The sequence below is a fragment of the Mycobacterium sp. IDR2000157661 genome (assembly GCF_022317005.1).
Classification (GTDB): domain Bacteria; phylum Actinomycetota; class Actinomycetes; order Mycobacteriales; family Mycobacteriaceae; genus Mycobacterium.
Map to the genome: position 1 here is coordinate 1,053,287 of NZ_CP081006.1, position 25,556 is coordinate 1,078,842.

29 protein-coding genes and 2 riboswitches are annotated in these 25,556 nt (G+C 68.8%); of the genes, 11 read left to right on the forward strand and 18 right to left on the reverse strand.

The features are described from left to right. Positions 1 to 94: 94 nt before the first annotated feature. Positions 95 to 361: a glutaredoxin family protein gene (locus tag K3G64_RS06015; RefSeq protein ID WP_238889693.1), complete on the reverse strand. Its 267-nt coding sequence runs from the start codon at positions 359 to 361 to the stop codon at positions 95 to 97. A 39-nt stretch (positions 362 to 400) separates the two neighbouring features. Here K3G64_RS06015 and K3G64_RS06020 point away from each other — a divergent pair, with 39 nt between their 5' ends. Beyond that, on the forward strand, positions 401 to 1,369 hold the full coding sequence (locus tag K3G64_RS06020; protein ID WP_238889695.1) for an HAD family hydrolase: 969 nt from the start codon (positions 401 to 403) through the stop codon (positions 1,367 to 1,369). A 23-nt stretch (positions 1,370 to 1,392) separates the two neighbouring features. Then, positions 1,393 to 1,932, forward strand: coding sequence for an FAS1-like dehydratase domain-containing protein (locus tag K3G64_RS06025; protein WP_238889697.1), 540 nt, complete (start codon positions 1,393 to 1,395; stop codon positions 1,930 to 1,932). A 39-nt stretch (positions 1,933 to 1,971) separates the two neighbouring features. Here K3G64_RS06025 and K3G64_RS06030 read toward each other — a convergent pair whose 3' ends face one another. The 9 genes from K3G64_RS06030 to K3G64_RS06070 all read right to left on the reverse strand — a co-directional run bounded on the left by K3G64_RS06030 (position 1,972) and on the right by K3G64_RS06070 (position 9,805). After that, positions 1,972 to 3,051 (reverse strand): lysophospholipid acyltransferase family protein, encoded by a 1,080-nt coding sequence (locus K3G64_RS06030; protein WP_238889698.1) that lies wholly within the window; start codon positions 3,049 to 3,051, stop codon positions 1,972 to 1,974. 29 nt (positions 3,052 to 3,080) lie between these two features. Further along, positions 3,081 to 4,175 carry an SDR family oxidoreductase gene (locus K3G64_RS06035; RefSeq protein ID WP_238889699.1) on the reverse strand — a complete coding sequence of 365 codons (1,095 nt, stop codon included), beginning with the start codon at positions 4,173 to 4,175 and terminating at the stop codon, positions 3,081 to 3,083. Positions 4,176 to 4,206: 31 nt separating this feature from the next. After that, positions 4,207 to 4,308, reverse strand: coding sequence for a 30S ribosomal protein bS22 (locus tag K3G64_RS06040; RefSeq protein ID WP_003402602.1), 102 nt, complete (start codon positions 4,306 to 4,308; stop codon positions 4,207 to 4,209). A gap of 106 nt (positions 4,309 to 4,414) precedes the next feature. Then, a complete protein-coding gene (locus tag K3G64_RS06045; RefSeq protein ID WP_238889700.1) occupies positions 4,415 to 4,675 on the reverse strand; it encodes a helix-turn-helix domain-containing protein in 261 nt (86 codons plus the stop codon). A gap of 127 nt (positions 4,676 to 4,802) precedes the next feature. Further along, positions 4,803 to 5,684, reverse strand: coding sequence for a pyrroline-5-carboxylate reductase (gene proC, locus K3G64_RS06050; RefSeq protein WP_238889701.1), 882 nt, complete (start codon positions 5,682 to 5,684; stop codon positions 4,803 to 4,805). 54 nt (positions 5,685 to 5,738) lie between these two features. Further along, positions 5,739 to 6,611, reverse strand: a complete 873-nt coding sequence (locus K3G64_RS06055) for a thioesterase family protein (protein WP_238889702.1) — start codon at positions 6,609 to 6,611, stop codon at positions 5,739 to 5,741. 122 nt (positions 6,612 to 6,733) lie between these two features. Further along, positions 6,734 to 7,579 (reverse strand): sugar phosphate isomerase/epimerase family protein, encoded by an 846-nt coding sequence (locus K3G64_RS06060; protein WP_238889703.1) that lies wholly within the window; start codon positions 7,577 to 7,579, stop codon positions 6,734 to 6,736. Positions 7,580 to 7,592: 13 nt separating this feature from the next. Beyond that, on the reverse strand, positions 7,593 to 8,708 hold the full coding sequence (locus tag K3G64_RS06065; protein ID WP_238889704.1) for a hypothetical protein: 1,116 nt from the start codon (positions 8,706 to 8,708) through the stop codon (positions 7,593 to 7,595). A 26-nt stretch (positions 8,709 to 8,734) separates the two neighbouring features. After that, positions 8,735 to 9,805, reverse strand: coding sequence for a Ppx/GppA phosphatase family protein (locus tag K3G64_RS06070; RefSeq protein ID WP_238889706.1), 1,071 nt, complete (start codon positions 9,803 to 9,805; stop codon positions 8,735 to 8,737). A 12-nt stretch (positions 9,806 to 9,817) separates the two neighbouring features. On the opposite strand from K3G64_RS06070, the gene K3G64_RS06075 reads away from it, so the two are divergent. Beyond that, on the forward strand, positions 9,818 to 10,648 hold the full coding sequence (locus tag K3G64_RS06075) for a hypothetical protein (RefSeq protein WP_370647110.1): 831 nt from the start codon (positions 9,818 to 9,820) through the stop codon (positions 10,646 to 10,648). A 50-nt stretch (positions 10,649 to 10,698) separates the two neighbouring features. Beyond that, positions 10,699 to 10,938, forward strand: a complete 240-nt coding sequence (locus tag K3G64_RS06080) for a YciI family protein (RefSeq protein ID WP_238950442.1) — start codon at positions 10,699 to 10,701, stop codon at positions 10,936 to 10,938. Positions 10,939 to 10,942: 4 nt separating this feature from the next. On the opposite strand, the gene regX is transcribed toward K3G64_RS06080, so the two are convergent. The 5 genes from regX to mshA form a co-directional block, all read right to left on the reverse strand. After that, positions 10,943 to 11,629: a two-component sensory transduction protein RegX gene (regX, locus tag K3G64_RS06085; protein WP_238889708.1), complete on the reverse strand. Its 687-nt coding sequence runs from the start codon at positions 11,627 to 11,629 to the stop codon at positions 10,943 to 10,945. Beyond that, positions 11,626 to 12,846, reverse strand: coding sequence for a sensor histidine kinase (locus K3G64_RS06090; RefSeq protein ID WP_238889710.1), 1,221 nt, complete (start codon positions 12,844 to 12,846; stop codon positions 11,626 to 11,628). The genes regX and K3G64_RS06090 overlap by 4 nt, the downstream gene beginning before the upstream one ends. Before the next feature lie 129 nt (positions 12,847 to 12,975). Then, a complete protein-coding gene (locus K3G64_RS06095; RefSeq protein WP_238889712.1) occupies positions 12,976 to 13,737 on the reverse strand; it encodes a phosphoglyceromutase in 762 nt (253 codons plus the stop codon). 10 nt (positions 13,738 to 13,747) lie between these two features. Further along, on the reverse strand, positions 13,748 to 14,239 hold the full coding sequence (locus K3G64_RS06100; protein ID WP_370647168.1) for a YbjN domain-containing protein: 492 nt from the start codon (positions 14,237 to 14,239) through the stop codon (positions 13,748 to 13,750). Between the two features lie 53 nt (positions 14,240 to 14,292). Continuing rightward, positions 14,293 to 15,603: a D-inositol-3-phosphate glycosyltransferase gene (mshA, locus tag K3G64_RS06105; RefSeq protein ID WP_238889713.1), complete on the reverse strand. Its 1,311-nt coding sequence runs from the start codon at positions 15,601 to 15,603 to the stop codon at positions 14,293 to 14,295. An 83-nt stretch (positions 15,604 to 15,686) separates the two neighbouring features. Here mshA and K3G64_RS06110 point away from each other — a divergent pair, with 83 nt between their 5' ends. Beyond that, positions 15,687 to 16,445 (forward strand): SDR family oxidoreductase, encoded by a 759-nt coding sequence (locus tag K3G64_RS06110; protein WP_238889714.1) that lies wholly within the window; start codon positions 15,687 to 15,689, stop codon positions 16,443 to 16,445. Here the strand turns inward: K3G64_RS06110 and K3G64_RS06115 are convergent. Both K3G64_RS06115 and K3G64_RS06120 read right to left on the reverse strand, forming a co-directional pair. After that, positions 16,442 to 17,722: a L,D-transpeptidase gene (locus K3G64_RS06115; protein WP_238889715.1), complete on the reverse strand. Its 1,281-nt coding sequence runs from the start codon at positions 17,720 to 17,722 to the stop codon at positions 16,442 to 16,444. The genes K3G64_RS06110 and K3G64_RS06115 overlap by 4 nt on opposite strands. A gap of 15 nt (positions 17,723 to 17,737) precedes the next feature. Beyond that, entirely contained in the window at positions 17,738 to 18,802 is a 1,065-nt protein-coding gene (locus K3G64_RS06120; protein WP_238889716.1) for a UDP-N-acetylmuramate dehydrogenase, read from the reverse strand. 26 nt (positions 18,803 to 18,828) lie between these two features. On the opposite strand from K3G64_RS06120, the gene K3G64_RS06125 reads away from it, so the two are divergent. Genes K3G64_RS06125 through K3G64_RS06135 form a run of 3 tightly spaced genes read left to right on the forward strand, consistent with a single transcriptional unit; the run spans position 18,829 to position 20,713 of the window. Further along, complete coding sequence (locus tag K3G64_RS06125; RefSeq protein WP_238889717.1) at positions 18,829 to 19,341, forward strand: DUF2505 domain-containing protein; 513 nt, start codon at positions 18,829 to 18,831, stop codon at positions 19,339 to 19,341. A 21-nt stretch (positions 19,342 to 19,362) separates the two neighbouring features. Beyond that, complete coding sequence (locus K3G64_RS06130; protein WP_238889718.1) at positions 19,363 to 19,875, forward strand: DUF2505 domain-containing protein; 513 nt, start codon at positions 19,363 to 19,365, stop codon at positions 19,873 to 19,875. A 49-nt stretch (positions 19,876 to 19,924) separates the two neighbouring features. Next, positions 19,925 to 20,713: a class I SAM-dependent methyltransferase gene (locus K3G64_RS06135; RefSeq protein ID WP_238889720.1), complete on the forward strand. Its 789-nt coding sequence runs from the start codon at positions 19,925 to 19,927 to the stop codon at positions 20,711 to 20,713. On the opposite strand, the gene K3G64_RS06140 is transcribed toward K3G64_RS06135, so the two are convergent. After that, positions 20,673 to 22,223 (reverse strand): sodium:solute symporter family protein, encoded by a 1,551-nt coding sequence (locus K3G64_RS06140; RefSeq protein WP_238889722.1) that lies wholly within the window; start codon positions 22,221 to 22,223, stop codon positions 20,673 to 20,675. The two genes, K3G64_RS06135 and K3G64_RS06140, sit on opposite strands and share 41 nt — an antisense overlap. A gap of 25 nt (positions 22,224 to 22,248) precedes the next feature. After that, a riboswitch (guanidine-I (ykkC/yxkD leader) is annotated at positions 22,249 to 22,351 on the reverse strand. A 182-nt stretch (positions 22,352 to 22,533) separates the two neighbouring features. Beyond that, positions 22,534 to 22,603, forward strand: a riboswitch (guanidine-III (ykkC-III) riboswitch). Between the two features lie 10 nt (positions 22,604 to 22,613). Between K3G64_RS06140 and K3G64_RS06145 the strand changes: the two genes are divergently transcribed. The 3 genes from K3G64_RS06145 to K3G64_RS06155 are packed head-to-tail and all read left to right on the forward strand — an operon-like array spanning position 22,614 to position 25,503. Beyond that, positions 22,614 to 23,750: an agmatinase family protein gene (locus tag K3G64_RS06145; RefSeq protein WP_238889723.1), complete on the forward strand. Its 1,137-nt coding sequence runs from the start codon at positions 22,614 to 22,616 to the stop codon at positions 23,748 to 23,750. 26 nt (positions 23,751 to 23,776) lie between these two features. Beyond that, complete coding sequence (locus K3G64_RS06150; RefSeq protein ID WP_238889724.1) at positions 23,777 to 24,613, forward strand: carbon-nitrogen hydrolase family protein; 837 nt, start codon at positions 23,777 to 23,779, stop codon at positions 24,611 to 24,613. Next, positions 24,610 to 25,503, forward strand: a complete 894-nt coding sequence (locus K3G64_RS06155) for an LmeA family phospholipid-binding protein (protein WP_238889725.1) — start codon at positions 24,610 to 24,612, stop codon at positions 25,501 to 25,503. The genes K3G64_RS06150 and K3G64_RS06155 overlap by 4 nt, the downstream gene beginning before the upstream one ends. The last annotated feature ends 53 nt before the right edge of the window (positions 25,504 to 25,556 follow it).

A 25,556-nucleotide genomic window follows, 5' to 3' on the forward strand; every position in this document is an offset into this window, starting at 1 on the left:
CACGGTAGTCGGTGAACAGTTAGGCGACCAAATTCCGGAGGTTGCCGAGATGCGACTTTCGACACGTCGACGGGCGGCGATTCGTACCGGAATCTCATTTCGGCCGGGGGCTCGTCAGATCAGTGCGCAGCCGGGCCTCGTCGACCTCCCAGTAGCTGTGCTCGGCGCCGTCGAGGAGCACCACCGGCAACCGGTCGCCGAACTCGGCACGCAGCGCCGCGTCGCCCGCGGCAGCGGCCGCGTCGACGTCGGTGACGGTCAACTCGAAGCCCAGCTCGTCGGCGAGCCGGGCCAGTTGATCGGCCGCCCGCACGCAGATCGAGCAGCCGTCGCGGGTGAGCAACTGCACCTGCCGGTCCACCCCGCAAGTATCCCGCCGGCGTGACTTAGGGTTGACTGCGTGTCCGAGCCCGGTCGCGTCGAGGGTGAGCAGTTGGCGGGCGCCACCAGCCCCGCCGAGCAGCAGCGCGCCGGTGAAGCCAGCGCCGAGCAGGCCGCCGCCGGCCTGCTCATCGAACCCACCACCGCCCCGCCGCCGCCCCCGCCGGATCTCACCGCGGCGGCCTTCTTCGATGTCGACAACACGCTGGTGCACGGTTCGTCGTTGATCCACTTCGCCCGCGGGCTGGCCGCGCGCAAGTACTTCACCTACGGCGACATCGCGAAATTCGTCTATGCCCAGGCCAAGTTCCAGCTGACCGGCCGGGAGAACAGCGGCGACGTGGCTGCCGGCAGGCGCAAGGCGCTGGCGTTCATCGAGGGCCGGACCACCGCGGAGCTGATGGCCGTCGGCGAGGAGATCTACGACGAGATCATCTCCGACAAGATCTGGCCCGGCACCCGCGCGCTTGCACAGATGCACCTCGACGCCGGGCAGCAGGTGTGGCTGGTGACCGCGACGCCCTACGAGCTGGCCAACACCATCGCCAAGCGGCTGGGTCTGACCGGTGCGCTGGGCACCGTCGCCGAATCCGTCGACGGGGTGTTCACCGGCCGGCTGGTCGGCGACATCCTGCACGGCACCGGCAAGGCGCACGCGGTGCGGTCGCTGGCCATCCGCGAGGGCCTGAACCTGCGCCGCTGCACGGCCTACTCGGACAGCTTCAACGATGTGCCGATGCTGTCGCTGGTGGGTACCGCGGTGGCGATCAACCCGGATGCGGACCTGCGGGATCTGGCTCGCGAGCGGGGCTGGGAGATTCGCGATTTCCGCACCGCCAGAAAGGCCGCGCGCATCGGGGTGCCGTCGGCACTGGCGCTCGGGGCGGCAGGCGGGGCACTGGCCGCAATCGTGTCGCGGCGGCAGGAGAGCAAGGTGGCCCGCGTCCGCCGAGCCGGGATTGCGCCGCTGATAGGCTCGCGCCGCTGACACCGAGCAGAAGAGACTCCAGTATGGCGATCGCCGAGAACATCATCGGAACGCACTACCGCTATCCCGACTACTTCGAGGTCGACCGGGAGAAGATCCGCGAGTTCGCGCGCGCGGTCAAGAACGATCACCCGGCCCACTTCAGCGAGGACGCGGCGGGCGAGTGCGGCTTCGACACGCTGATCGCACCGCTGACCTTCCTGGCGGTGGCCGGGCGCCGGGTGCAGCTGGAGATCTTCAACCAGTTCGACGTGCCGATCAACATGGAACGGGTGCTGCACCGCGACCAGAAGATCACGTTCCACCGCCCGATCGTGGCCGGTGACAAGCTGTACTTCGACTCCTACCTGGACTCGGTGACCGAGTCGCACGGCGCCGTCGTGACCGAGGTCCGCGGCGAGGTGACCGACGCCGAGGGCAAGCCGGTGCTGACCAGCATCGTGACGGTGATGGGCGAGGCCCAGTCCGACACCGAGGCCGACGAAGTGAGCGAGCGCATCGCCGCCGCGCGCGACGAGGCCATCGCCAAGATGATTGCCAAGCAAACTAGTTCGCCGAGCTAGCGGCGCGGCGGGTCGTTGTCCGGTCTCCCGGCGAGCGGCTCAGCCGAGGAACGTGTTGCGCCTGCTGGCCAGCAGTTGGTAGAGCGTCTGTTGAATGGTCTCGCGCACCTGGTCGGTGAGCTCGAAGGTGACCATCGGGTCGTCGGCGGCCGATTCGTCGTAGTCGGCGGTGTCGATCGGCGCACCGAACTGGATGTGCCACTTGGACGGCAGCGGCACCATGCCCACCGGACCTGCCAGCGGGAACAGCGGCGTGACCGGGAAGTACGGCAGGCCGAGCAGCCGGGCCAGCAGCTTCACGTCGGCGACCATCGGGTAGATCTCCTCGGAGCCGACGATCGAGCACGGCACGATGGGCGCCTTGGTGTGCAGCGCGGCCGAGACGAACCCGCCGCGGCCGAATCGTTGCAGCTTGTAGCGGTCCTTGAACGGCTTGCCCAGCCCCTTGTACCCCTCCGGGAACACCGCCGTCAGCTCACCGGCGGCGAGCAGTCGGTGCGCGTCGGCGGTGCAGGCCATGGTGTGGCCGGCCTTGCGTGCGGCGTGACCGACCACCGGCAGGTCGAACACCATGTCGGCGGCCAACAGGCGCAGATCGCGGTGCGCCGGGTGGTGGTCGCGCACCGCCACCGCCGTCATCAGCCCGTCGAACGGCAATACCCCGGCATGGTTGGCGACCACAAGGGCGGCGCCGGTCTCGGGCAGGTTGTCGATCCCGCTGACCTCGACCCGGAACCACGAGTTGAAGAACACGCGCAGCAAAGGCAGAAAGATTGCGTCGTTGAGGTGCGCGTCGAACCCGAACTCGTCGACGGGGTAGTCACCCATCATCCGCTTGCGGACGAATTCTGCGACGCCGGCGATGCGCCTGGCGAGTTCGGTCGGGGTCTCCTCGGCGCCGGGCTTGCCGGCTCCCGCGGCACCGCGGCGGTCGTCGATCTCGCGGACGACGGCGGCGATCTCCTCGGCGGAGGCGCGACCCTCCGGGTCGGATAGCAGCGAGGGATGTCGCCCAGCGCCCGAGGAGCGAGCGGCGGTTCGCCGCTGAGCCGCCGCACGACCTGAATTGGCATGCAGCGGAATGACTTTAGCCTTGGACTCGCCCGACACGGTCGTCACCTTCTCCCCACTCGATTCAGTTGATCGAGCTACCGCCCCCATCGTTGCGCCGCTGACACGACGCGACTCTCCATTGAGCGTACCCATCGCGGGTCGACGATCGGAGTCATTCCGCGACCCCTTACATAATCGTCGAAGGCCTCCGCGGTGGTCCACTTCGGGTTGTAGCCGAGGTCATGTCGCATCCGCGACGTATCCATGACCCGGCCGTAACTCAAATAGTCCAACTGCTCGCGATCGAGTTCAGTGTAGCGAGTCGCGCGCCACAGCGAATCCACCGCCCACAGTGCCGACCGAGGCACCGGCAGCGGGATCCGCCCGGCCCGGCGGATGGCCTGGCTCATCATGATCACCCCGGATGCGCCGACGTTGTAGGTCCCGGGCTTGCCTGCCATCGTGGCGCGCTCGAGCGCACCGAGGGCGTCCTGCTCGTGCAACAGCTGCAGGCGCGCATCGCGCCCGATGACGGTCGGCACCACCGGGTTGGACAGGTAGCGCGACAGCGCGGTGTCCATCGCGGGCCCGATCATGTTGGCCAGCCGCAGGATGGTGACCGCGATGTCGGGTCGGCGCCGCCCGAGCCCGCGGACGTAGCCCTCGATGTCGATGCTGTCGCGCGCGAACCCCTCGCCGGGCGGCCTGCGGGCGCTGCTGTCCTCGGTGAACATCACCGGGTCTCGAGAAGTCGACCCGTACACCTCCGACGTCGACTTGAGCACGACGCGCTGCACCGACGGGGCCTTCTGGCACGCGGCGAACAGCTGGATCGCGCCCATCACGTTCAGCTCCTTGAGCGCGGCGCGCCCGCCGGAGCGGGGCGCGTATGACGCGGCCGCCGCGTGCACCACGGTGTCGACGTCACCGTTGCGGATCACCTTGGCGATGAAGGGGTTACGGATGTCGGCGCGCACGAACTCGGCACGGCCCATGCGCCGCAGCAGATCCTTGCTCGGTGTGACCGCGTCCACCGCGATGACGTGGTTGATCAGCGGGTTCTGCGCCAACCTTGCAGTCAGATACCCACCCAGAAAACGGCACGCGCCGGTGACCAGCACCACCTTCGGATAGTGCACACGCGAATCGGAGCTGTCGCCGTTCACGCCGAGGCGACCTTCGGAATCCATACCCGGTCAGCTGGGGTAACGCGCGCGGGGCTTACTTGCCGAGTTTTCTGCGCTGCACCCGGGTGCGACGAAGCAGCTTGCGGTGCTTCTTCTTGGACATGCGCTTACGCCGCTTCTTGATGACTGAACCCATGAACTCCGCTACCTAGCCCTTGCTGTACTTACCCGGTCACCTTACCGGGCAGCGTCGCCAACCGCGAAAACGCGTCTGCCTGCCGCGAGAGTGTGCGTGAGGCCGGTCAGCCGGCGTCGAAGTAGGAACTCTCCAGCATGTCGTGGACGGCCTTGGCGTGCACCCGGAACGATCGGCCGACGCGGACGGCGGGCAGTTCCCCGTTGTGCACGAGGCGATACACCGTCATCTTGCTGACCCGCATCAGGCTCGCCACTTCGGCGACGGTGAGGAATTGGGCCCGCGGCGGTTGACCGTCGGATCCGCCGTCCCGCGCCGACTTGCCACTCGCCGAATCCCGCGCTGATGGCCCGTTCATAGACGTCATCGCAACCCATTCAGTCAGGCACAGGCAGTTCCAGCGGCTTCCCCACCGCTGGCACCGACCCGTGCTTACACGAGGAGAATAGCGTGGCAGATGGTGTTACTGCGACGGGTGTGGGCATTTAAATGAACTACTCAGATGTAATTCCGAGCTGCTCAGAGCGCCTTTTCGCGGCCTCGACCGCTTCGGCGACCGCGGTCCGCAAACCACCCCGTTCGAGTTCGCGCAGCCCAGCGGCGGTGGTACCCCCGGGCGAGGTAACCGTCGCGCGCAATTGTGCGGCGCTGGTATCGATGCCCGAACCGAGGGCGTTCGGGGCGCCGGCGCCCGCCGCCTTGGCCTGATCCAGGCGCTCCAGAAGCATCGCCGCCGACCCCGCCATTGTTTGCACGACCAGTTCACCGGCCACCTCGCGGGGAAGTCCGGCGGCCACCGCCGCGTCGACGAGCGCCTCGACCATCAGGAAGAAGTACGCCGGGCCCGAGCCCGACACCGCGGTGACGGCGTCCAGCTGTGATTCCGGGACGGTCAGCACGCCGCCCACCGCGTCGAAGATGCCCGACACCTCCTTGAGGTGGTCGGCGGTGGCGAACCGGCCGGCCGCCAGCGCGCTGACGCCGCCGCCGACCACCACGGGAGCGTTGGGCATGACCCGGATGACCGGCGAGCCGGCGGGCAGCTTGTTCTCGTAGAAAGCGGTGGTGACCCCCGCCGCGACGGTGACGAAGACCTTCTCGGCGGTGTCGGTCTCGGCCCGCGCGGCCGCGTCGGCGATCTCGTTGACCAGGCCCTGGACGTCGAACGGCTTGACCGCGACGATCACGTAGGTCGCCGTGTCGACCGCGTCGCCGACCGACGTCACCAGCACCGAGTACTTCTCGGCCAGCGACTTCGCGCGCCCCGGGTCCTTCTCGGCCACCACCAGGTCCTTGACCTGCCGCCCGGCCCGCAACAGCCCGGACAGCAGCGCCTCGCCCATACTTCCACCGCCGACGATCGCGATTCTGGCCATGCGGGAAAGCATTGCAGACGCCGATGGCGCCGCGGACGCGAGGAGCTCAAAGACCTACCCGGTCGGCACCATCGCCAGTTGGCGGCTCTGCACCACGATGTGGCCTTCGCAGTCGACGACGATGTGGTCCTCGTCGAACCAGTCCTGGCCGATCTGCACCGTGGTGCACAGCACCCGCAGCCACCCGTCGGCGGGCAGCGAGCGAAGATAGGCCGTCAGCTGGACGGTGGGCGCCCAGCCGAACCGGTTGACCCCGAACGTCACCGGCGCCGACACGTCACCGCACAGCAGCGCGAAGAGCACATCGGGCGGGGTGCCCTTGGGTCGCACCCAGTACTCGATCACCGGCGGGCCGCCGTCGGTGCGTGGCTCCATGGTGGTCAGCGACGGCCGGATGTCACAGCCGTGCGCGAGGTGGACGACGTCGGCCATGCGGTGCCCCGGCCCGATCGGCTCCAGCCCGGGCGGCGGGTCGGGCTGCATCAGCGGGATGACGGGGTTGACCGACAACAGCGGCGGCACGTGGTGCTCCGGCTCGCCCAGCGTGATGGACGCCCGAACGGCGACTTTCTGCTCTTCGCGCGAGCGTCCCCCTGCCCTTCGGGCGGGAGGTGCCCCCACATCGCCGGCGCGGACCCCTTGTCTGAGTTCCACGTCGATCAGGCTCACCCGCCGCCCACGCTTGCGCACCGTGGTCACCACCTGCATCGGCCCAGGGTCCGGGGCCCACAAGAAGTTGCCCGAGACCGCGATGGGCTCGACATCCCCGCCGTGCTCCAGCCGCGCGGCGTTGGCGCACAACGCCAGCATCGCTCCGCCGTGCACCTTCGGCCCGATCGTCCAATGTTCGTTCAGCTCACCGTGATACACGCCGTCGCCAGTGGTGGTCAGCGCCATCGCGTCGGTGAACAGGGTCGAGCCGGACATGGGTGATCGTCCTTTACGTCGGCGGTCAGCGGAACTTTCGGTTATTCGCGCAAGCGCTCATCGGCATAATCGGCTCTTCGCGCAAGCGCTCATCGGCAGTTTTCGGTTCTTCGCGCAAGCGCTCATCGCAACAGGTGCTGGCGGGCGAATTGCAGCGATTCCACCAGCAGCGACTCCCGTTCGGCGGCGTTGCGCGCACTTGATGTCGTCACCTCGAGGATGACATGGCCGGCGAAATCGCTTGCAGCCAGCGTCTCGCAGATCTCCACGGTCGGCTGGGTGCCTCGCCCGGGCACCAGATGCTCGTCGGCCGATGCGCCGCTGCCGTCGCACAGGTGCAGATGCACCAGCCCCTCGCCCATCCGTCGGGCCATGTCCACGGCGTCCGTGCCTGCCGTCGCGGTGTGCGACAGATCCAGCGTGTAATGGGCGTGGTCGCCGTCCAGCGGGTCGTAGGACGGTGCGAACGCCGAGATTCCCGGGCCCGGCCTGCCGCCGCGTTTGCGCATCCGCTCGATGGAGGTCTGCCCCGCCCCGAAGAACCGGTCGGCGCGGAACGGGAACATGTTCTCCACCGCCACCATGACGTCGCTGGCCGCCTCCAGCTCGGCGACCTGCTCGCTGAAGCCCTCGGCATAGCGGCGCTGCCACCGGAACGGCGGATGCACGACGACCGTCTGGGCGCCGAGTTCTTCGGCGGCCCGCACGCTGCGCTCGAGTTTCGGGATCGGGTTGGCGCCCCACACCCGCTGCGAGATCAACAGGCACGGTGCGTGCACCGACAACACGGGGACGCTGTAGCGCTCGGACAACTGCCTGACGGCCGCGACGTCCTGGCTGACCGTTTCGGCCCACACCATCAGCTCAACGCCGTCATAGCCCAGGCGCGCCGCGTACTCGAAGGCGGCCTCGGTCCTCAGCGGATAGACCGAGGCCGTCGACAGACCGACCTTGATGGCGGGGCGCACGTAGGTCCGGGGCCTAAGCCTTCATCAGCGCCAACGGCCCGAACGTGACCAGGGCTCCGACGGCGACGGCGATCAGCGTGCTGGCGATGTCCTCGGTCTTGCGCACCACCCGCACCCCGACCACCAGCCCGAGAATCACCAACACGCCGAGCACCAGCGCGACGATGCTGTTCCAGTTCCAGAGCTGGTCGAACGCGACGAAGAGGCCCGCGCCGAACGCCACCGCGAGGATGCACTGGCCGACCACCCAGGCGCCGTGCAGGACGGTCGACATCGCGCCCGCGGGGGCCGGTTCGTCCTCCTCGATGTCGAGGTCCTCGGGACCGGGCCTGGTGTCGCGGCGCACGTCGTCGTCGACGGTAGGGCCGCCGAACAGGGCGCTTTCCGATGAGCGCAAGTAGGACGGCAGGTCGTCGCGGTCGTCATCCCGCGAGGCGAGATCCTCGTCCCGCTCGTCGAGGTCGACGGCCGCATCGGCGTCGATGGTGTCGTCGGTGCCGTCGGGGTCAGACCAGTCGACGGGGTCTGGGCTCATCTGCTCGGCGCCCACAGCGGCGTCCGTCGCTGACGCGTCACGGCGACGCGGCGCAGTGCCGGACCGGCGCGCGGGCGCGAAGAAGTCGAGATCCTCCACGACGTCGCGGGCGTCACGCTCCTCGAGGTGGGCGGCGTAGTCGGCTTCCGCGTCGCTCAGATCCTCGTCTGCCTCGTCGCTCAGATCCTCGTCTGCCTCATCGGGTACGCCGACGGCGTCCTCGTCGGCTTCTTCGACGACGTCCTCGACGGCTTCATCGACGGTGCCCTCGCTGGTGAGGACCACCTCTGCGGGCTCGTCCTCGCCGGGCTCCTCACCGGCCTCCTCGGCAGCCCCGTCGGACGGCTCGGGAGCCTCGATCGGCTCCTCGACCACCACGGCGCTGGTCCGTCCGGTCGCGGGCTCGTCGGCGTCGTGGTCACGCACGATCGGGATCTCACCCGTCAACTCGGCGACGGTGACCGAGTCGGTGTCGCCGCGGCGGCGCCTGCGCCTGCCACCGATCGGCGGGGCACCGATGGTGCCGTTCTTGGCCAGCAGCTCCGCAACCGAGATCGGTCGGCTGCTGCTCTGGCTGTCTTCTGGTCCTGTCATCGTGTGTTGCCTCTGCGCCTCGTCACCTATCGTCGTGCATTGCGTACGGACGCCCGCACCGAGGCCGCGTTGCCGGCACCGCCGGCGTTGGTCGCTCTGTCGGCACTGCCGACGTTCGTCGGATTGCCGGCAGCGGTCGGGCTGTCAGCACCTCCGACGAAGCCGCTTCCGACGGCTTCGCTGTCGAGTTTCCGCAGAATCAGCCCCTCCCGCAACGCCCAGGGGCAGATGTCCACGCTCTCGATCGCGAGAGCCTTCATGCTCGCCTCGGCGACCAATGCTCCAGCGACGATCTGGGGCGCCCGATCGGCACTCACTCCTTCCAATTCCGCACGGTCGGCCGCGGTCATCCTAGAGATGAATGCTATGAGCTGCCGCAACCCGCTGGCAGTCAGCGTCCTCTTGACCCGCGGGCCTGCGCCGGAGGGCGCGGCACCGGTGAGCCGGGCCAGCGACCGGAACGTCTTGGAAGTCGCCACCGCCAAGTCCGGGCTGCCCGCCTCGAGCATCTCGGCGCCGGCGTCGGCGAGCTCGGTGGCCAGCCAGTCCCGCAGCATCGCCACCCGCCGCCTGCCAGGCGGATCGTCGGGCAGCCACTCGCGGGTCAGCCGGCCGGCGCCCAATGGCAGCGACAGCGCCGCATCCGGTTCCTCGTCGACGCCGTTGGACAGTTCCAGCGAGCCACCGCCGATGTCGATGTTGATGATTCGCCCGGCGCTCCACCCGTACCAGCGGCGTACGGCAAGGAACGTCAGCCGCGACTCGTCGACTCCGGTGAGGACCTGCAGCGCCACCCCGGTCTCGGCGAGCACGCGGGCGAGCAGTTCCTCGGAGTTCTTGGCGTCGCGCACCGCAGAGGTGGCGAACGCCATCAGTTGGGCACACCCGGAACTCCCGGCGATCTTGGCGAACTCGTCGATGGTGCCGATCAGCTTGTCGGCGCCCTTGCGGGTCAGCTTGCCGTGGCTGTCGATGGCCTCGGCCAGCCTCAGCGAGGCCTTGGTCGAACTCATCGGCGTCGGGTGCCCGCCGCGCCGCGCGTCCACCACCAACAGGTGAACGGTATTGCTGCCCACGTCGAGCACGCCTAATCGCACTCATCCAACTTAATGGGTCTACCGTGGAAAATTGTGAGCGCATCGGCGATGAGCCCTCGGGCGAAGAGCAAATCACCTGGGCCAGGAGAGGTCGAACTCGATTTCGCTCGTGAATGGATTGAGTTCTACGACCCCGATAATCCGGAGCATCTGATCGCCGCGGACATGACCTGGCTGCTGTCCCGCTGGACGTGCGTCTTCGGCACGCCGGCGTGCAAGGGCACCGTCGAGGGCCGACCTGACGACGGGTGCTGCTCGCACGGTGCGTTCATGTCCGACAAGGACGACATCGCCCGCCTCGACGACGCGGTGCAGACGCTCACCGACGAGGATTGGCAGTTCCGCGAGAAGGGCCTGGGCAAGAAGGGCTATCTCGAGATGGACTCCTACGACGACAAGCCCAATGAGCGCACCCGGAAGTACAAGGGCGCGTGCATCTTCCTGAACCGTCCCGGGTTCCCCGGCGGCATCGGATGCGCGCTGCACAGCAAGGCGCTCAAGCTCGGCGTCGAGCCGTTGACGATGAAGCCGGAGGTGTGCTGGCAACTGCCGATCCGGCGTACCCAGGAGTGGGTGGAGCGACCCGACGGTTCGGAGATCCTGAAGACCTGGATCACCGAGTACGACCGCCGCGGTTGGGGTGAGGGCGGTCTGGACCTGCACTGGTACTGCACCGGTGACCCGAACGCCCACGTCGGCGCCAAACCGGTCTGGGAGTCCTACGCGCCCGAACTGACCGAGCTGCTCGGCGCCAAGGCATACGCCGAGCTGGCCGCGATGTGCAAGCGGCGCAGCGGGTTAGGGCTGATTGCCGTGCATCCCGCGACCAGGGCTGCCGGGTGAACCTCTTTCTGTTCCGGTTGATCCCGCCTCGCGCGGACTTCGCGCAGACCATGACCGGGGCCGAGCAGCAGGCGATGGCCGCGCACATGGAGTACTGGCAGCGTCTGCTGGCCGACGGCCGCGTTGTCGTCTACGGCCCGGTCGCCGACCCCGAGGGCGTGTGGGGGCTGGGCGTGCTGCGGGCCGCCGACCGCGCCGAGGTGCTGGCGATCGGCGAGAAGGACCCGTCGGTCATCGCCGGTGTCAACGCTTTCGACGTTTTCGAGATCATGGACGGCATCACGGGCTAGCCGGCTAGCCCTCGAGTTTGTAGCCGAGGCCGCGCACCGTGACCAGGTGCACCGGATTGGCGGGGTCGGCCTCGATCTTGCTGCGTAGCCGCTTCACATGCACGTCAAGGGTTTTGGTGTCGCCCACATAATCCGCGCCCCAAACCCTGTCGATGAGCTGTCCGCGGGTGAGCACCCGGCCGCTGTTACGCATCAGATACTCGAGCAGATCGAACTCCTTGAGCGGCAACGTGATCTGCTCGCCGTTGACCGACACCACATGGCGCTCGACGTCCATCCGGACCGGCCCCGCCTCCAGCACCCCGTCACCGATGCCGGAATCGTCGGCGTCGCTACCGCGGCGCAGCACCGCGCGGATGCGGGCGATCAACTCGCGCGCCGAGTACGGCTTGGTGACGTAGTCGTCGGCGCCGAGTTCCAGCCCGACGACCTTGTCGATCTCGCTGTCACGTGCGGTCACCATGATGACCGGAACGCTTGAGCGCGAACGCAACTGCTTACAGACGTCGGTGCCGCTCATGCCGGGCAGCATCAGGTCGAGCAGCACGATGTCGGCGCCGGCCCTGTCGAACTCGGCCAGCGCCGTCGGCCCGTCGGCCACCACCGTGGCCTCGAAGCCCTCCTTGCGGAGCAGAAAGGCCAGGGGATCAGCCAAGGACTCCTCGTCCTCCACGATCAACACACTGGTCATCGGTCTTGGGTGTCCTCTCGTTCGAAGTACCCATCCAGGTCATTGTCTGGCTGGGGATAGGCCGGGATCGACAGGGTGAACGTCGATCCCGTTCCCGGCTGACTCCACAGCCGGATGGATCCGTTGTGGTTGGCCGCCACGTGCTTGACGATGGCCAACCCCAACCCGGTGCCACCGGTGGCCCGGGAACGCGCCTTGTCGACGCGGAAGAACCGCTCGAACACCCGCTCCTGGTCCTCGCGGGCGATGCCGATGCCGCGGTCGGTGACCGCGATCTCGATGTTGGGGCCGCGTCGCCTGCGGCTGACCGACACCGACGAGCCGTGCGGCGAGTAGGCGATCGCGTTGGAGACCAGGTTCGCGATGGCGGTGACCAGCAGGGCCTGGTCGCCGAGCACGCGGTAGCCCGACGGGGCGTCGGTGGTGATCGCGATGTCGGCGTTGTCGGCGGCCACCTTGTAGCGCGACAGCGCCTCGGACACCACGGTGTCGACGTCCACGGCCTCGAGGTCGGGCAGCCGCTCGGCGCCCTGCAGCCGCGACAGTTCGATCAGCTCGCCCACCATGTCGGCCAGCCGAACCGATTCGGCGACCATCTTCTCGGCGAAGCGGCGCACCGTGTCGGGGTCGTCGGCGGAGGCCAGCAGTGCCTCGGCCAGCACACCCATCGCGCCGACCGGGGTCTTGAGCTCGTGACTGACGTTGGCGACGAAATCCCGGCGCGTCGCCTCCATGCGGGCGTGCTCGGACTGGTCGTCGACGTAGACCACCGCGAAGCGGCGGTCCCGGGTCGTGAGCAGCCGCACGTGGCCGCGAACCGACCGCGGATACCGCCCGCTGGTCGGAGACCCGGACCGGCCGGGGTGGGCACTCTTGGCCGGCGAGAGGTCGACCTCGCTGGGTTCACCCGTGGCCAGGGTTCGCTCGACGGCCTTCCAGGCCCGGTCGTCGAGCAGTCGGTCGCGGATGAGACCCAGGTCGCTGGCCCGATCGTTCGAGTAGACGACGTCACGGAACAGGTCGACCACCACGATCCCCATGGGCGATCGCGAAACGATGTGCTGGAACATCTGAGACACGGTGAGGTCGGTCTGCGTAGCGGTCCGGCGTCTGCGCTGCGCCAGGCGGGACGTCAGCCCCGCCCCGAGTGCCACACCGACCGCCAGAGCGAGCAGTGCGACTAGCGCTGCGAGCAGCAGAGCCGATACCACACTCACGCGAAAATCGTACGCACTCGGTGAACGTCATCCCAGCAGCGTGCGGCCAAATCGGGACAAGTCACACAGCCAATCGGAGGTGTTCGGCGCCTGTTCACCCACTGTTTGCCGAACCTCATGGCGAGTCGCCTACTTCGCCCCTTGGGCGGCCACCGCGGCGGCGCCGGCGGCCGCGGCCTCCGGGTCCAGATAGGTACCGCCCGCGACCGTCGGCTTGAGCTCGGAGTCGAGGTCGTAGCGCAATGGGATGCCGGTGGGGATGTTGAGGCCGACGACGTCCTCGTCGGACATCCCGTCGAGGTACTTGACCAGCGCGCGCAGCGAGTTGCCGTGCGCCGCGATGAGCACGGTCTTGCCCGCCCGCAGATCCGGCTCGATGGTCTCGGTGTAGTACGGCACGAACCGCTCGACGACGTCCTTGAGGCACTCGGTGACCGGCGGACCGCCGGGGATGTCGGCGTACCGGGGGTCACCGTCCTGGCTGTATCGGCTGCCCGGATCGATGGGCGGCGGCGGGGTGTCGTAGCTGCGCCGCCACGCCATGAACTGTTCCTCGCCGTACTTGTCCTTGGTCTTGGCCTTGTCCAGGCCCTGTAGCGCGCCGTAGTGCCGCTCGTTGAGGCGCCAGTGCCGGTGTACGGGTATCCAGTGCCTGTCGGCCCTGTCCAGGGCGATGTTGGCGGTGGTGATCGCGCGGCGCAGCAACGACGTGTAGAGCACATCGGGCTGGCGTTCCAGCTCCTTGATCAGTTCCCCGGCGCGCGCCGCCTCGTCGCGGCCCTTCTCGGTGAGATCGACGTCGACCCATCCGGTAAACAGGTTCTTCTCGTTCCAGTCGCTCTGGCCGTGGCGGAGCAGGATCAGCGTGCACTCTCCCCGGGAATCAGACATGGCATCGAGACTATCCCGAGCCGGACCCGTTCCTCTTGCCGTCCGCCTCGTCCTCGTTGTCGATCAGGTGGGCGAACGCCTCCAGGTTCTTCAGCGATTCACCACGCGACACCCGCCACTCCCACTCCTTCTGGATCGACGAGCGGAAACCCAGTTCCAGCAACGTGTTGAAATCGGTGTCGACGGCCTCGAGGATCTGCCCGAGCACGCGGTCGACCTCGTCGGGGGTGACCGAGCTCAGCGACATCCGGCCGACGAGGTAGATGTCGCCGACGTTGTCCAGGGTGTATGAGACGCCGTAGAGCCTGCGGTTGCGCTTGAGCAGGAACCGGTACACACCCTCGAGGTTCTCGTCCGGCCGGCGGCAGACGAAGGCCTCCATGCGCACCGAGTGCTCGCCGATGGACATGATCGTGTTGGTCACCAGGCGCCGCTCGCCCGGCAGTTCGACGATGATGCCGGGCAGCCCGCCGTGCGCCCCGTCGTGGCGCGTGCAGACCAGGCCGCTCTCCTTGCAGGCATCGACGATCACCTGTTCGGCATTGACGCTCGTACTCACGCGCGCACCCCCCGTCGCCTGGTGAATCGGCGACCGGTGCGACGCGGCTCCCGCGGCTGGTGGCGCGAGCGGTAGTCGGCGATGGCGCGCCCGTAGCCGGCCAGCAGCGCGTCGACCGTGTGCGTCCACGAGAACCCGGCTGCGTGCGTGACGGCAGCGGCGGCCATGGCGTCGGCGCCGCGGCCCAGCAGGTCATCGATCGCGTGCGCCCAGTCCCCCTCGTCATGGCCGTCCACCAGAGTGCCGGTGACGCCGTCGCGCACCGCGACCGGCAGGCCGCCGACCGCCGCCGCGACCACGGGTGTCCCACACGCCTGCGCCTCGAGAGCGACCAGACCGAACGACTCCGAGTAACTGGGCACCGCCACCAGGTCGGCGGCCCGGTACACGTTCACCAGCTGTGCGCGAGACTGCGGCGGCAGGAACGTCACCCGGTCCGAGATACCCAGTTCAACGGCCAGGCGAATCAACCCGTCCGGCGCCTGGAGCCCTGAGCCCGACGCACCACCGGCAACCAGCACCCGCACACCGGGCAGTTTGGCGACGGCGCGCAGCGCGACATCGGGCGCTTTCAGCGGCTGGATGCGCCCGACGAACGCCACGAGCTGCTCATCGGCGTGGAGCCCCAGCGCCGCGCGGGCGGCACGCCGGTCACCGGGCGTGAACGTGTCCAGGTCGACACCCGGATGCACGACGTCGATACGGGCCGGATCTGCGTGGTGCACCGAAACCATCTGTTGCGCTTCGTGTTCGGTGTTGACAATCAACCGGTCGGCCTCGTCGACCACCTGCTGCTCCCCCACCTCGCGCAGCGGCGGTTCGGGTGCGTCCCCCTCGGCCAGCGAGGCGTTCTTGACCGCGGCCAGCGTGTGGGCGGTGTGCACCAGCGGCACGGCCCAGCGATCGCGGGCCAGCCAGCCGACCTGACCGGACAGCCAGTAGTGCGAGTGCACGATGTCGTAGTAGCCGGGTTCGTGAGTGGCCTCGGCGCGCAGCACGCCGGCGGTGAACGCGCACAACTGGGTGGGCAGGTCGTACTTGTCGAGTCCCTCGAACGGGCCTGCCACCACGTTGCGCACCAGCACGCCGGGCGCTACCCGCACGCTCGCCGGGTCGGACGACGAGGTCGCGCGCGTGAAGATCTCCACCTCCACGCCGCGGCGGGCCATCTGCAGCGCGGTCTGAAGGACGTAGACGTTCATCCCGCCCGCGTCGCCGGTGCCCGGCTGGGCCAGCGGCGACGTGTGCACCGACAGCACCGCCACGCGTCTCGGGACCGGAAGGGACGATTCCGTTGCTGGGCGCACACAGTCATGTCTACACCCCTGAGCAGAAGTGGCCCCGCAGACCGTGGCCGGAAGTGGTCCGGAGGCTGATTAGAGTTGGGCGGATGACCGTTACGGGACGCGACGGACGGGTCGCGGTGGTGACCGGTGCGAGCGCCGGCATCGGTGAGGCGACCGCCAGAACGCTTGCCGGGCAGGGGTTCCACGTCGTCTGTGTGGCGCGCCGAGCCGAGCCGGTCAACGCGCTCGCCGAGGAGATCGGGGGCACCGCGATCGTGGCCGACGTCACCTCCGAGGAGGCGGTCACGGCGCTGGCCGACAGCATCGACCGGGTGGACCTGCTGGTCAACAACGCCGGCGGTGCCCGCGGTCTGGAACCGATCGCCGAGGCCGACATCGACAACTGGCGGTGGATGTGGGAGGCCAACGTGCTCGGCACGCTGCGGGTGACACGCGCGCTGCTGCCGAAGCTGATCGACTCCGGCGACGGGCTGATCGTCACCGTCACCTCCATCGCAGCGGTGGAGATCTATGACAACGGCGGGGGCTACACCTCGGCCAAACACGCGCAGGGCGTGCTGCACCGCACCCTGCGCAGCGAGCTGTTCGGAAAACCCGTGCGCCTCACCGAGGTTGCGCCCGGGATGGTCAAAACGGACTTCTCGCTCAATCGGTTCGACGGCGACCAGGAGCGAGCCGCCAAGGTGTACGAGGGCGTCACGCCGCTGGTGGCGCAGGACATCGCCGAGGTGATCGGTTTCGTCGCGAGCCGGCCCTCGCACGTCGACCTGGATCTGATCGTGGTCCGACCGCGCGATCAGGTCACCGGCGCGAGCGGGTCACGCTTCAACCGCCACAACTAGCGGCCGGGGCCGTTGACCGGCTGCGGTGCACCCGACGGCGTCGCAGGCGCCGTGCTCGGCAGCCGCGGGGCCTCCTGATCGCTGAGCGCCGACATCGCCTTCCACTCCTCCCACGGCACTGCCCAGTCCCAGATGTCGCCGTCGGCGTAGGACAGCTGGATCCGGGTGCCCGTGACCTCGACGGGGTCGCCGTACATCGCGGCATGGAAGTACCGCTCGGCATCGGCGAGGGAGAGGTTGATGCAGCCGTTGGTGACGTTGCTGCTGCCCTGCGCACCGAGGCTGGCGGGGTTGGCGTGAATGAACTCGCCGTTGTTGGAGATCCGCACCGACCACCGCTCGCGCAGGTTGTAGTAGCCCGCGGCCGGATTGGACATATAGAAGTCCTCGTACTTCTCGGTGACCACGTGGATTCCGCTGCGGGTGACGTTGCGGTCGAGGTCACCCTCGCCATAGCTGCAGGGGAAGTCCATGATCACCGCGTCCGACGCGTCCAGCACCCGCAGGCGGTGTGACGGTGCGTCGGCCTTGACCACCTGGCGACGGCCGGTCTCGAAGCTCAGCGTCACGTCCTGCGCGCCGTAGGCGCCGTCGCCGAACGGAACACCGTAGAGCCTGGCGTCGACGTGCACCTTGGTGTTCGCCGGGTAGTAGTCGCGGGTGCGAAAGTGCACGCGGGACCCGCCGACCTCGTCGGGCAGCCACGCCCAGCTGCCCTCGACGGCCGGTTCGGTGGTCACCGTCAACGCCTTCTCGACCGACGCCTTGTCGCTGATCGATGCGTCGAACTGGATGATGATCGGCGCCGCGACACCGACGACCTGCCCGTCGGCCAGCTGGAACCGGCCGTTCACCTGCTTGGTGGGCTGGATGGTGGTGAAGCTGCCCGCGACGGGCACGGCCTTGCCGTCGTGGCCGACTACCGAACCGTCCCAGGTGTATTCGACGCCGTAGCCGAGCGGCTCGCTGGTCTGGAAGGCGGTGCGGTCACGGTTCAGTGCGCCTGCGACGACCTTGCCTTCGGGGTTGGTCAGCCGGACGCGCTGGAACCAGCCGTCGCTGACCTCGACGGCGACCGGCGCGGTCGGTGGGATGTCGGTGGCGGCGTTCGCCGGCTCGAAGCGCAGCGACGGCGCGGGCACCGCCTCCTGCGCCGCCGACGGGTCGTTCGAATCGGTCATGCACGCGGCCAGCGCACCCGGAGCCACGACCCCGACTGCCAGGGCCGTAAGCGCGCGCCGCCGATTGAACGACGGCAGGGGTCCAGGGGTGCTCACGTGGATCCAGCGTACCTAGAGCGAACACCCCACCAGGGCAGGCTCGGGTGTGAGTTCGATCCCGAATCTTGTTCGCACACCGTCTCGTACCGTCCTGGCCAGCGCGAGCACGTCGGCGGTGGTGGCCCCGCCGCGGTTGGTCAGCGCCAGGGCGTGCTTGGTGGACAGCCGGGCGACGGCGCCCTCGCCCGGATAGCCCTTGCCGAACCCGGCGCGCTCGACGAGCCAGCCCGCGGCCAGCTTGACCCCGTCGGCGGCCGGGAAATTGGGCACCGGGCCGTCCTGCTCGGCGCGGATCCGCTCGAAGTCGGCGGCCGAGACGACGGGGTTGGTGAAGAACGAGCCGACACTCCAGGTGTCGCGGTCCGGGTCGGGGCCGCCGTCGATGACCATGCCCTTGCGGCCGCGCAGCCGCAGCACGGCCTCGCGCACTGCGACCGGGTCGGTGCGCGAGCCCTGCTCGGCACCCAGGGTGTCGGCCAGTTCGCGGTAGCGCAGCGGTGCGCTGCGCCCGTCGGGATCGAGCCTGAACTCCACCTCGAGCACGATCGCGTCATGCGAGTGCTTGAGGACGCTGGTGCGGTAGCCGAACCCCAACTCCTCGGGAAGCACCCAGCGGTCGTCACCGCTGCGACGGTCCAGCAGCCGCACCCGCCGGATGGTGTCGGCGACCTCGGTTCCGTATGCGCCGACGTTCTGCACCGGCGTCGCGCCCGTGGAGCCGGGGATGCCCGACAGACACTCCAGTCCGCCGAGGCCATGCGCCAGCGACGTGACGACCACGTCGTCCCAGACCGTGCCGGCCTCGGCGCGCACGACGTCGCCGACGACGGTGATCTCGGTGTTGACCAGATGGATCACGGTGAGGTCGGTCAGCGTGTCGGACAGCACCACGTTGGATCCACCCGCGAGCACGAGGGCGTCGTCGTCGGGTCCGAGTGCGCGCACCACGTCGATCACCTTGCCGGTGGTGTCGCATGTGATGAGCCGTCGCGCAACGGGTCCGACGTGCAGGGTGGTCAGCGGCGCCAGTGGCACGTCGTACTCGACGCACGCACCCCCTAGCTGCGAAGTCACCACGGGCGGTAACGGTAGCGTGGCGAGCTATGCCACGTTCATTCGACATGGCCACCGAGTACGGCGGCAGCGTCGAACAGGTGCACCGGGCGTTCCGCGACGAACGGTACTGGATGGCCCGGCTGACCGACTCCGGCGCGGACGACTACTCGCTGGAAGCGTTGGTCGTCGACGACGGCGGCGGCATCGACGTCGTCACGACACAGCGGATTCTGGCCCACCGACTGCCCGGGGTCGTGCAGCAGTTCCACCGCGGCGAGCTACGCCTGCTCCGGGAAGAGACGTGGTCGCCGATCGCGGGCGGGAAGGCGGCGGCGGCGATCACCCTGACGATCGACGGTGCGCCTGCGACGCTGAGCGGCAGCGCCGAACTGGTTCCGATCCAGGACGGGCAGCGGTCACGGCTGGACTTCCACGCCGAGGTCGAGGTGCGGGTGCCGCTCGTCGGCGGCAAGATCGAGAACTTCATCGGCAGCCAACTGGTCGACCTGCTGATCGCCGAACAGCGCTTCACCACGCTGTGGATCGCCGAGAACGCCTAGCCGGTCGGTAACCTGGGTTTCATGTCACGGCGGAGGACCTACACCGTCGCGTTCGATCTGCCGCCGGAGAAAATCCACCAGGACCTGACCAGCCCCGAGTACTGGCACGGGCTGATCGAGGTCTATCGGGAGTTCACCCCCTCGGAGCTCACCTCGTTGGGCACAGACGACGGTGGAATCGACGTCGAGTTCGTCCACAATCTGCCGCGATCGGACCTGCCTGCGGTGGCGCGCCACGCGTTGCCCACCGACGTGGTGGTCACCCGTCGTCAGCGCCTCGACACCTTCGACCACTCGCGTAACCGTGCAACGGGCACGTACTCCGCGTCGATTCCGCACGCACCCGGCCGGTTGTCCGGCCAGTATGCGCTCACCGAGACCGCTACCGGCAGTCGGCTTCAGTACGAAAGCGTCTGCAAAGTCTGGGTGCCGCTGATCGGCGGCTCGGTGGAGGAGATGATCCTCGACGGAATCACCGACCTGTTCGACGGCGAACGTCGGTTCACCGCGGACTGGATCGCCGAGCGTCACTGAACCGGCGTGGGTCACGGCCATTCCCGACGCCGCTCCCTAGAATCGGGGCATGTCCGGCCCAATCGGCCAGTTGACGCGTGGCACCACCGGATACAACCGCTTGCGCCGCAGCGATCGATGGCTGGTGCACTCGCCCCGGGTCCGCGCCGCGCTGCTGTCGGCCGCCGACCCGTTGGTGGTCGACCTCGGTTACGGCGCGCTGCCGGTCACCACCCTCGAGCTAGCGGCGCGACTACGACTGCTACGCAACGACATTCGGGTCGTCGGCCTGGAGATCGACCCCGAGCGGGTACGCGCTGCCCGCGAAAACGCCGACGACGATGTGGAATTCGGCCTCGGCGGGTTCGAGTTGGCGGGGATGAGGCCGGTTCTGGTGCGGGCGTTCAACGTGCTGCGTCAGTATCCGGTAGAGGCGGTCGCCGACGCGTGGTCGACGATGCAACGGCACCTTGCCCCCGGTGGACTGATCGTCGACGGCACGTGCGACGAGTTGGGCCGGCGCTGCTGCTGGCTCCTGCTCGACGCCGGCGGACCGGTGAGCCTGACGCTGGCCTGCGACCCGTTCGCCATCGACCGCCCCTCCGATCTGGCCGAGCGGCTGCCCAAGGTGCTGATCCACCACAACGTCGAGGGCCAACCGATCCACGCCCTGCTCGCAGCCGCCGACCGCGCATGGGCCAGCGTCGCGGGCCACGGCGTCTTCGGCCCACGCGTGCGGTGGCGGGCGATGCTGGAGCTGTTGCACCACAACGGTTTTCCCGTCGATCCGGCGAGGCGCCGGATGCGCGACGGGGTGCTCACGGTGCCGTGGCCGACGGTGGCGCCGACTCTGCCCTGACGAGATCCGCCTCGGCCTCGGCGATTTCGGCTTCCGCCAGCGCCTCGTCGAGGTCCTCGGCGACCCGGATGTCGAGCCCGCGCAGCGGCGAAGCCGGCATCACGAGGGCAACCGTGACGTAGGTGAGCAGCGACGACGCGAACGCGATGAAGGTCGGCCAGCCGTCGAACGCGGCGTCGAACACCCCGTTGGGCAGGTACAGAATGGTGTTGTCGACGCCGTACATCGTCGGCGTCATCGCGAACAGCACCAGTCGCACGGTCAGGCCGACGGCGATCGCCGCGCCTGCCGCCAGCGCCGTCCCCTTGCGCCAGACCAGTCCGAGGACGAACGGCACCAGCAGGCAGGCCAGCAGCAGGTCGAACGCGAGGGTGAGCAGGATGCCGGTCTGGGGCACCCTGATCGCGAAGACCACCGCGACCACCACCACCGGCACCATCGCCCACCGGGTGGCCCGCAACAGCGGATCGGCGCGCCCCTCGATGTGGACCCGGCGCACACCGCCGATGTTGCGCACCGCCACCGCGGCCGTGCCCAGGATCGCGCCGTTGGCGGTGCTCATCGACGCGCCCACGATGCCCGCGAGCAGCAGCACGGTCAGCCCGATCGGCGCGTACTGGTCGAGCAGCACGAACAACACCGGACCGCTGCTGTCCGCGGGCACGATCGCCGTCGAGGCAAGAGCGACGAGCGCGAACGGGATGCCGATCGCCGCCGCGCCCGCCGCGCCGACGAAACAGGCCCGCCGGGCGACCTGAGGTGAGCGCGCCGAGAAGATGCGCTGCATGAAGTCGATCGCCACGATGTCGCCGATACCGAGCGCGATCAACGTGGCCCAGTTGACGGTGGCGCCCTGCGCGGGATCGGAGAGCTGCCCGAAGTCGAAGGGCCCCATGCCGTCCGGGATCGTCAACCCGTACGCCACCGCCACCCAGATCAGCGTCGCGATGGCGCCGACGAGGATCAGCGACATCTGGATGATGGCGGTGTACGCGTCGGCCAGCATGCCGCCTGCGGCGGTGTAGGCCAGCACGATCGCCACGATCAGCACCACGCCGAGCCAGTACGGGAAGCCCACGAAGTACTCGAAGAGGAACCCGCCGGCGACCAGGTTGCCCGCCACCAGGATCGCGAAGGCGAGCATCATCAGCACCGCCGCGGCGACCTCGACCGGGCGGCCGAACCGTAGGCGGTAGTAGTCCGGGAGGGTGGTCAGCCCCATCCGGTTCATCGGTGCGGCGAAGAACAGGCCCGTGAGGAAAAGGCACAGCGCCAGCCCCAGCGGCAGGGTCGCGCCGGCCCAGAAGCCGAACTGCGACGTCAGATCGGTGTTGCCGAGGGTGGCGTTGGTGTCGACGGCCTGACCCATCAGCGCCGCGCCCACCAGTGGCAGCGTCAGGCTGCGCCCGGCCACCAGGAAGTTGGCGCTGTCGCCGCCGACGCGGCGGGCCACCCAGAACCCGACGAGGACGACGACGGCGACGCTGATGCCTACTCCGAGAAGGATCATCGGAAGTCTCCTTGAGCGGTATGGAGCCTCCCGGGCTTTTCTCCCGCCGTGGAACGGTCACCGCGTCGCGACCGCCTGCGTCTCTCGGACCAGACCCGGCGGGCGGCGGAACCCTAGACGCGCCTCACGCGAATGAACGTGAGTCGCTTGTAGAAAAGCGTCGTGCTGTTACGGCGGGCCGCGTCGCGGGTTAACGCTCTGTTGCGATTCCGGTGCCGAGACTGAACTTGTGCACCAATAAGGCCGGGATTGTCGTGCACGAGCTCAGATTCGGCGTCCCGGTGGCGCGTCGGCCGATCGCTGCCAAGATGAGTAGCCAGGAGCTCAGTGGCTCCCCGGACGAGGTGTGCCGTACCCGGTCAGCGACAAGACGGCGCGTGAGGAGCACCCGTGACCGAGCAACCCCCCAACGCCGAAGGCGCCTGGGCGCAGCAGGCCGAGGCCCGCCTGCCGGACCGGCGCGAGCGAGAGGAGATCGAACGCAGCCTGGCACACGGGTTGGAGGCGGCGCCGACGATCAACGACCGGCGCATCTCGACGTTCGTGCGCGGCGAGTTGCCGCACTTCGCCGGTGAGCGCGGCACGTTCCTGAAGTGTCCGTTCATCGAGGACGTGAACCAGGTCGACGACGCCGAGGTGGCGATCTTCGGGGTGCCGCTCGACGCAGGCGCCACATACCGGCCCGGCACCCGGTTCGGCCCACAGGGCATTCGCCGTTCGACCAACCTGTTCGGCACCTACAACTACGAGTCCGGCGTCGACCTGCGCGAGCAACTCAATATGGTCGACATCGGCGACGTGTTCACGATCCCGGGCAATCTGGAGAAGTCGTTCGACCAGATCAGTCAGGCCATGGCGCACGTCGCCGGGAAGGGCGTCATGCCCGTGGTGCTCGGCGGCGACCACTCGATCGGCTTCCCGACCGTGCGCGGGCTGGCGCCCTACCTGGACGGCAACGTCGGCATCATCCACTTCGACCGCCACGTCGACACCCAGGAGACCGACCTCGACGAGCGCATGCACACCACGCCGTGGTTCCATGCGACGAACATCAAGGACGCGCCGGCGACGAACCTGGTGCAGATCGGCATCGGCGGCTGGCAGGCGCCGCGGGCCGGCGTCAAGGTCGGCCGCGAGCGCAAGTCCACGGTGATCACGGTCGGCGACGTCGAACGGGTGGGCATAGAAAAAATTGCGGAAGTCGCCCTTGAAGTCGCGTGGAAGGACGCGAAGGCGGTGTACCTGTCGTTCGACATCGACGTCATCGACGCAGGCTTCGTGCCGGGCACCGGGTGGCCCGAGCCTGGCGGGCTGCTGCCCCGCGAGGCGCTCAACCTCATCAAGCTGGTGTCCGAGCCCGGGCTGGCCGGCATCGAGGTCGTCGAGTGCTCGCCGCCGTACGACTGGGCCGAGCAGACGGCGCTGCTGAGCTCGCGGGTGATCCTCGACAGCCTGGCGGCCCAGATCCGCTCCGGCAAGCTCGGCAACAAGGCGGCCTCACTGCAGCGTCCCGCCTGGGGTCCCTGACTCCGGTCACGACGTAGGCTGGCGCGATGCGGATTGCGCTGGCGCAGATCCTCTCCGGTACCGACCCGTCGGCGAACCTGGCGACGGTCGAGGAGAACACCCGCCGCGCCGCCGACGAGGGCGCGCGCATGGTGCTGTTCCCCGAGGCCACGATGTGCCGGTTCGGCGTGCCGCTGGCGCCGATCGCCGAGCCGATCGACGGGCCGTGGGCCGACGGCGTGCGCGCGATCGCCGACTGCGCGGGGATCGTCGTCGTCGCGGGCATGTTCACTCCTGTCGAGGGAGACCGTGCCGGGCGCGTCACCAACACGCTGATCGCAACCGGCGCAAGCTCCGACGGTTCAATCGACGCGCACTACGATAAGATCCACCTCTACGACGCTTACGGCTTCGCCGAGTCCAAGACCGTGGCGCCGGGTCGCGAACCCGTGGTCATCACGGTCGACGGGGTGAAGGTCGGCCTGAGCCTGTGCTACGACGTCCGCTTCCCGGAGTTGTATGTCGAGTTGGCCGCGCGCGGCGCGCAGCTGATCACGGTGCACGCGTCGTGGGGCAGCGGCCCCGGCAAGCTCGAGCAGTGGACGCTGCTGGCCCGCGCCCGCGCCATCGACACGACCGGATATGTCGCCGCAGTGGACCAGGCACGCCCGACGGACGAGGAGGTGGCCGTCGGGCCCACCGGCGTGGGCGGCAGCCTGGTCGCCTCCCCGGTCGGTGAGGTCGTGTCGGCGGCGGGCGCGGACCCGCAGTTGGTGGTCTGCGACATCGACCTCGACGCGGGGCGAAAGCTGCGCGAGACGATCGCGGTGATGGACAACCGCGCGGAGTTCACCCGGCTCGGTAGGGCAGAATCGCGGGGGTGACCGACCCCTGGGCCCGCCCCAACCAGCCGCCTCCCCCGCCGTCGTCACCGCAGGGTCCGCCGCCCGGATACCCTCCCGCGCCGCCGTCACCGCAGGGTGCCCCGTCACCGCAGGGTGCCCCGCCGCCGCAGGAGCCGAAGTCGGGTTCCCGGCTCAAGAACCTGTTCCGCGACCCGCTGTCGATCGTGTTGGTCGTGGTCATCGTCGTGGCCCTGGTGCTGGCGGGCCTGCTCGGCGGTGAGCTGTACGCCCGCAGCCGCGCCAACGATGTGGTGGCCGCGTCTGTGTCGTGCGTGGTCGAGGACGAGGCGACGGCGTCGTTCGGGGTGATGCCGCCGTTCCTGCTGCAGCACATGACCGGCCATTACACCAACATCCACATCGAGACCGCGGGCAATCAGATCCGCGAGGCCAAGGGCATGAAGGTCGACATCTACGTCGAGGACGTGAGGCTCGAAGACACGCCTGACTCGGGCGGTTCGGTCGGCTCGATCGTCGCCGACATCACGTGGTCGTCGGAGGGGATCCTGCAGACGATCTCGGATTCGGTCCCGCTGATCGGCGCGTTCGTCAGCGGCGTCTCGACCAATCCGTCCGAAGGCACCGTCGAGTTGGAGGGCCCGCTGGGCAGTATCACGACCAAGCCCACCGTGGTCGACGGCGGCATCGAACTCCAGGTGACGGAACTGACCGGACTCGGGTTCTCGCTGCCTCGGGAGGCGGTCCAGCCGGCGCTCGACGTGTTCACCGCGCAGTTGACCCAGGACTACCCGATGAACATCAAGGCCGACTCGGTCACGGTCACCGACACCGGTGTCGATAGCCGGTTCTCCACCCAGGACGCCGAACTCCCGAAGGGCCAGCAGGACCCCTGCTTTGCCGGGATCTGAGGTCAGCGCTCACGGTGACCCGGGCGTCGCCCGAGTGCGACGACGCCAGGTCG

Coding starts and splice junctions, on each gene's coding strand:
- K3G64_RS06075 (WP_370647110.1), top strand. CDS start 9,818: ATGGGTCTACCGTGGAAAATTGTGAGCGCATCGGCGATGAGCCCTCGG.
- proC (WP_238889701.1), bottom strand. CDS start 5,684: ATGGCCAGAATCGCGATCGTCGGCGGTGGAAGTATGGGCGAGGCGCTG.
- K3G64_RS06045 (WP_238889700.1), bottom strand. CDS start 4,675: ATGACGTCTATGAACGGGCCATCAGCGCGGGATTCGGCGAGTGGCAAG.
- K3G64_RS06135 (WP_238889720.1), top strand. CDS start 19,925: ATGTCCGGCCCAATCGGCCAGTTGACGCGTGGCACCACCGGATACAAC.
- K3G64_RS06150 (WP_238889724.1), top strand. CDS start 23,777: ATGCGGATTGCGCTGGCGCAGATCCTCTCCGGTACCGACCCGTCGGCG.
- K3G64_RS06095 (WP_238889712.1), bottom strand. CDS start 13,737: ATGTCTGATTCCCGGGGAGAGTGCACGCTGATCCTGCTCCGCCACGGC.
- K3G64_RS06110 (WP_238889714.1), top strand. CDS start 15,687: ATGACCGTTACGGGACGCGACGGACGGGTCGCGGTGGTGACCGGTGCG.
- K3G64_RS06125 (WP_238889717.1), top strand. CDS start 18,829: ATGCCACGTTCATTCGACATGGCCACCGAGTACGGCGGCAGCGTCGAA.
- K3G64_RS06130 (WP_238889718.1), top strand. CDS start 19,363: ATGTCACGGCGGAGGACCTACACCGTCGCGTTCGATCTGCCGCCGGAG.
- K3G64_RS06065 (WP_238889704.1), bottom strand. CDS start 8,708: ATGACAGGACCAGAAGACAGCCAGAGCAGCAGCCGACCGATCTCGGTT.
- regX (WP_238889708.1), bottom strand. CDS start 11,629: ATGACCAGTGTGTTGATCGTGGAGGACGAGGAGTCCTTGGCTGATCCC.
- K3G64_RS06025 (WP_238889697.1), top strand. CDS start 1,393: ATGGCGATCGCCGAGAACATCATCGGAACGCACTACCGCTATCCCGAC.
- K3G64_RS06080 (WP_238950442.1), top strand. CDS start 10,699: ATGACCGGGGCCGAGCAGCAGGCGATGGCCGCGCACATGGAGTACTGG.
- K3G64_RS06040 (WP_003402602.1), bottom strand. CDS start 4,308: ATGGGTTCAGTCATCAAGAAGCGGCGTAAGCGCATGTCCAAGAAGAAG.
- K3G64_RS06140 (WP_238889722.1), bottom strand. CDS start 22,223: ATGATCCTTCTCGGAGTAGGCATCAGCGTCGCCGTCGTCGTCCTCGTC.
- K3G64_RS06055 (WP_238889702.1), bottom strand. CDS start 6,611: ATGTCCGGCTCGACCCTGTTCACCGACGCGATGGCGCTGACCACCACT.
- K3G64_RS06035 (WP_238889699.1), bottom strand. CDS start 4,175: ATGGATTCCGAAGGTCGCCTCGGCGTGAACGGCGACAGCTCCGATTCG.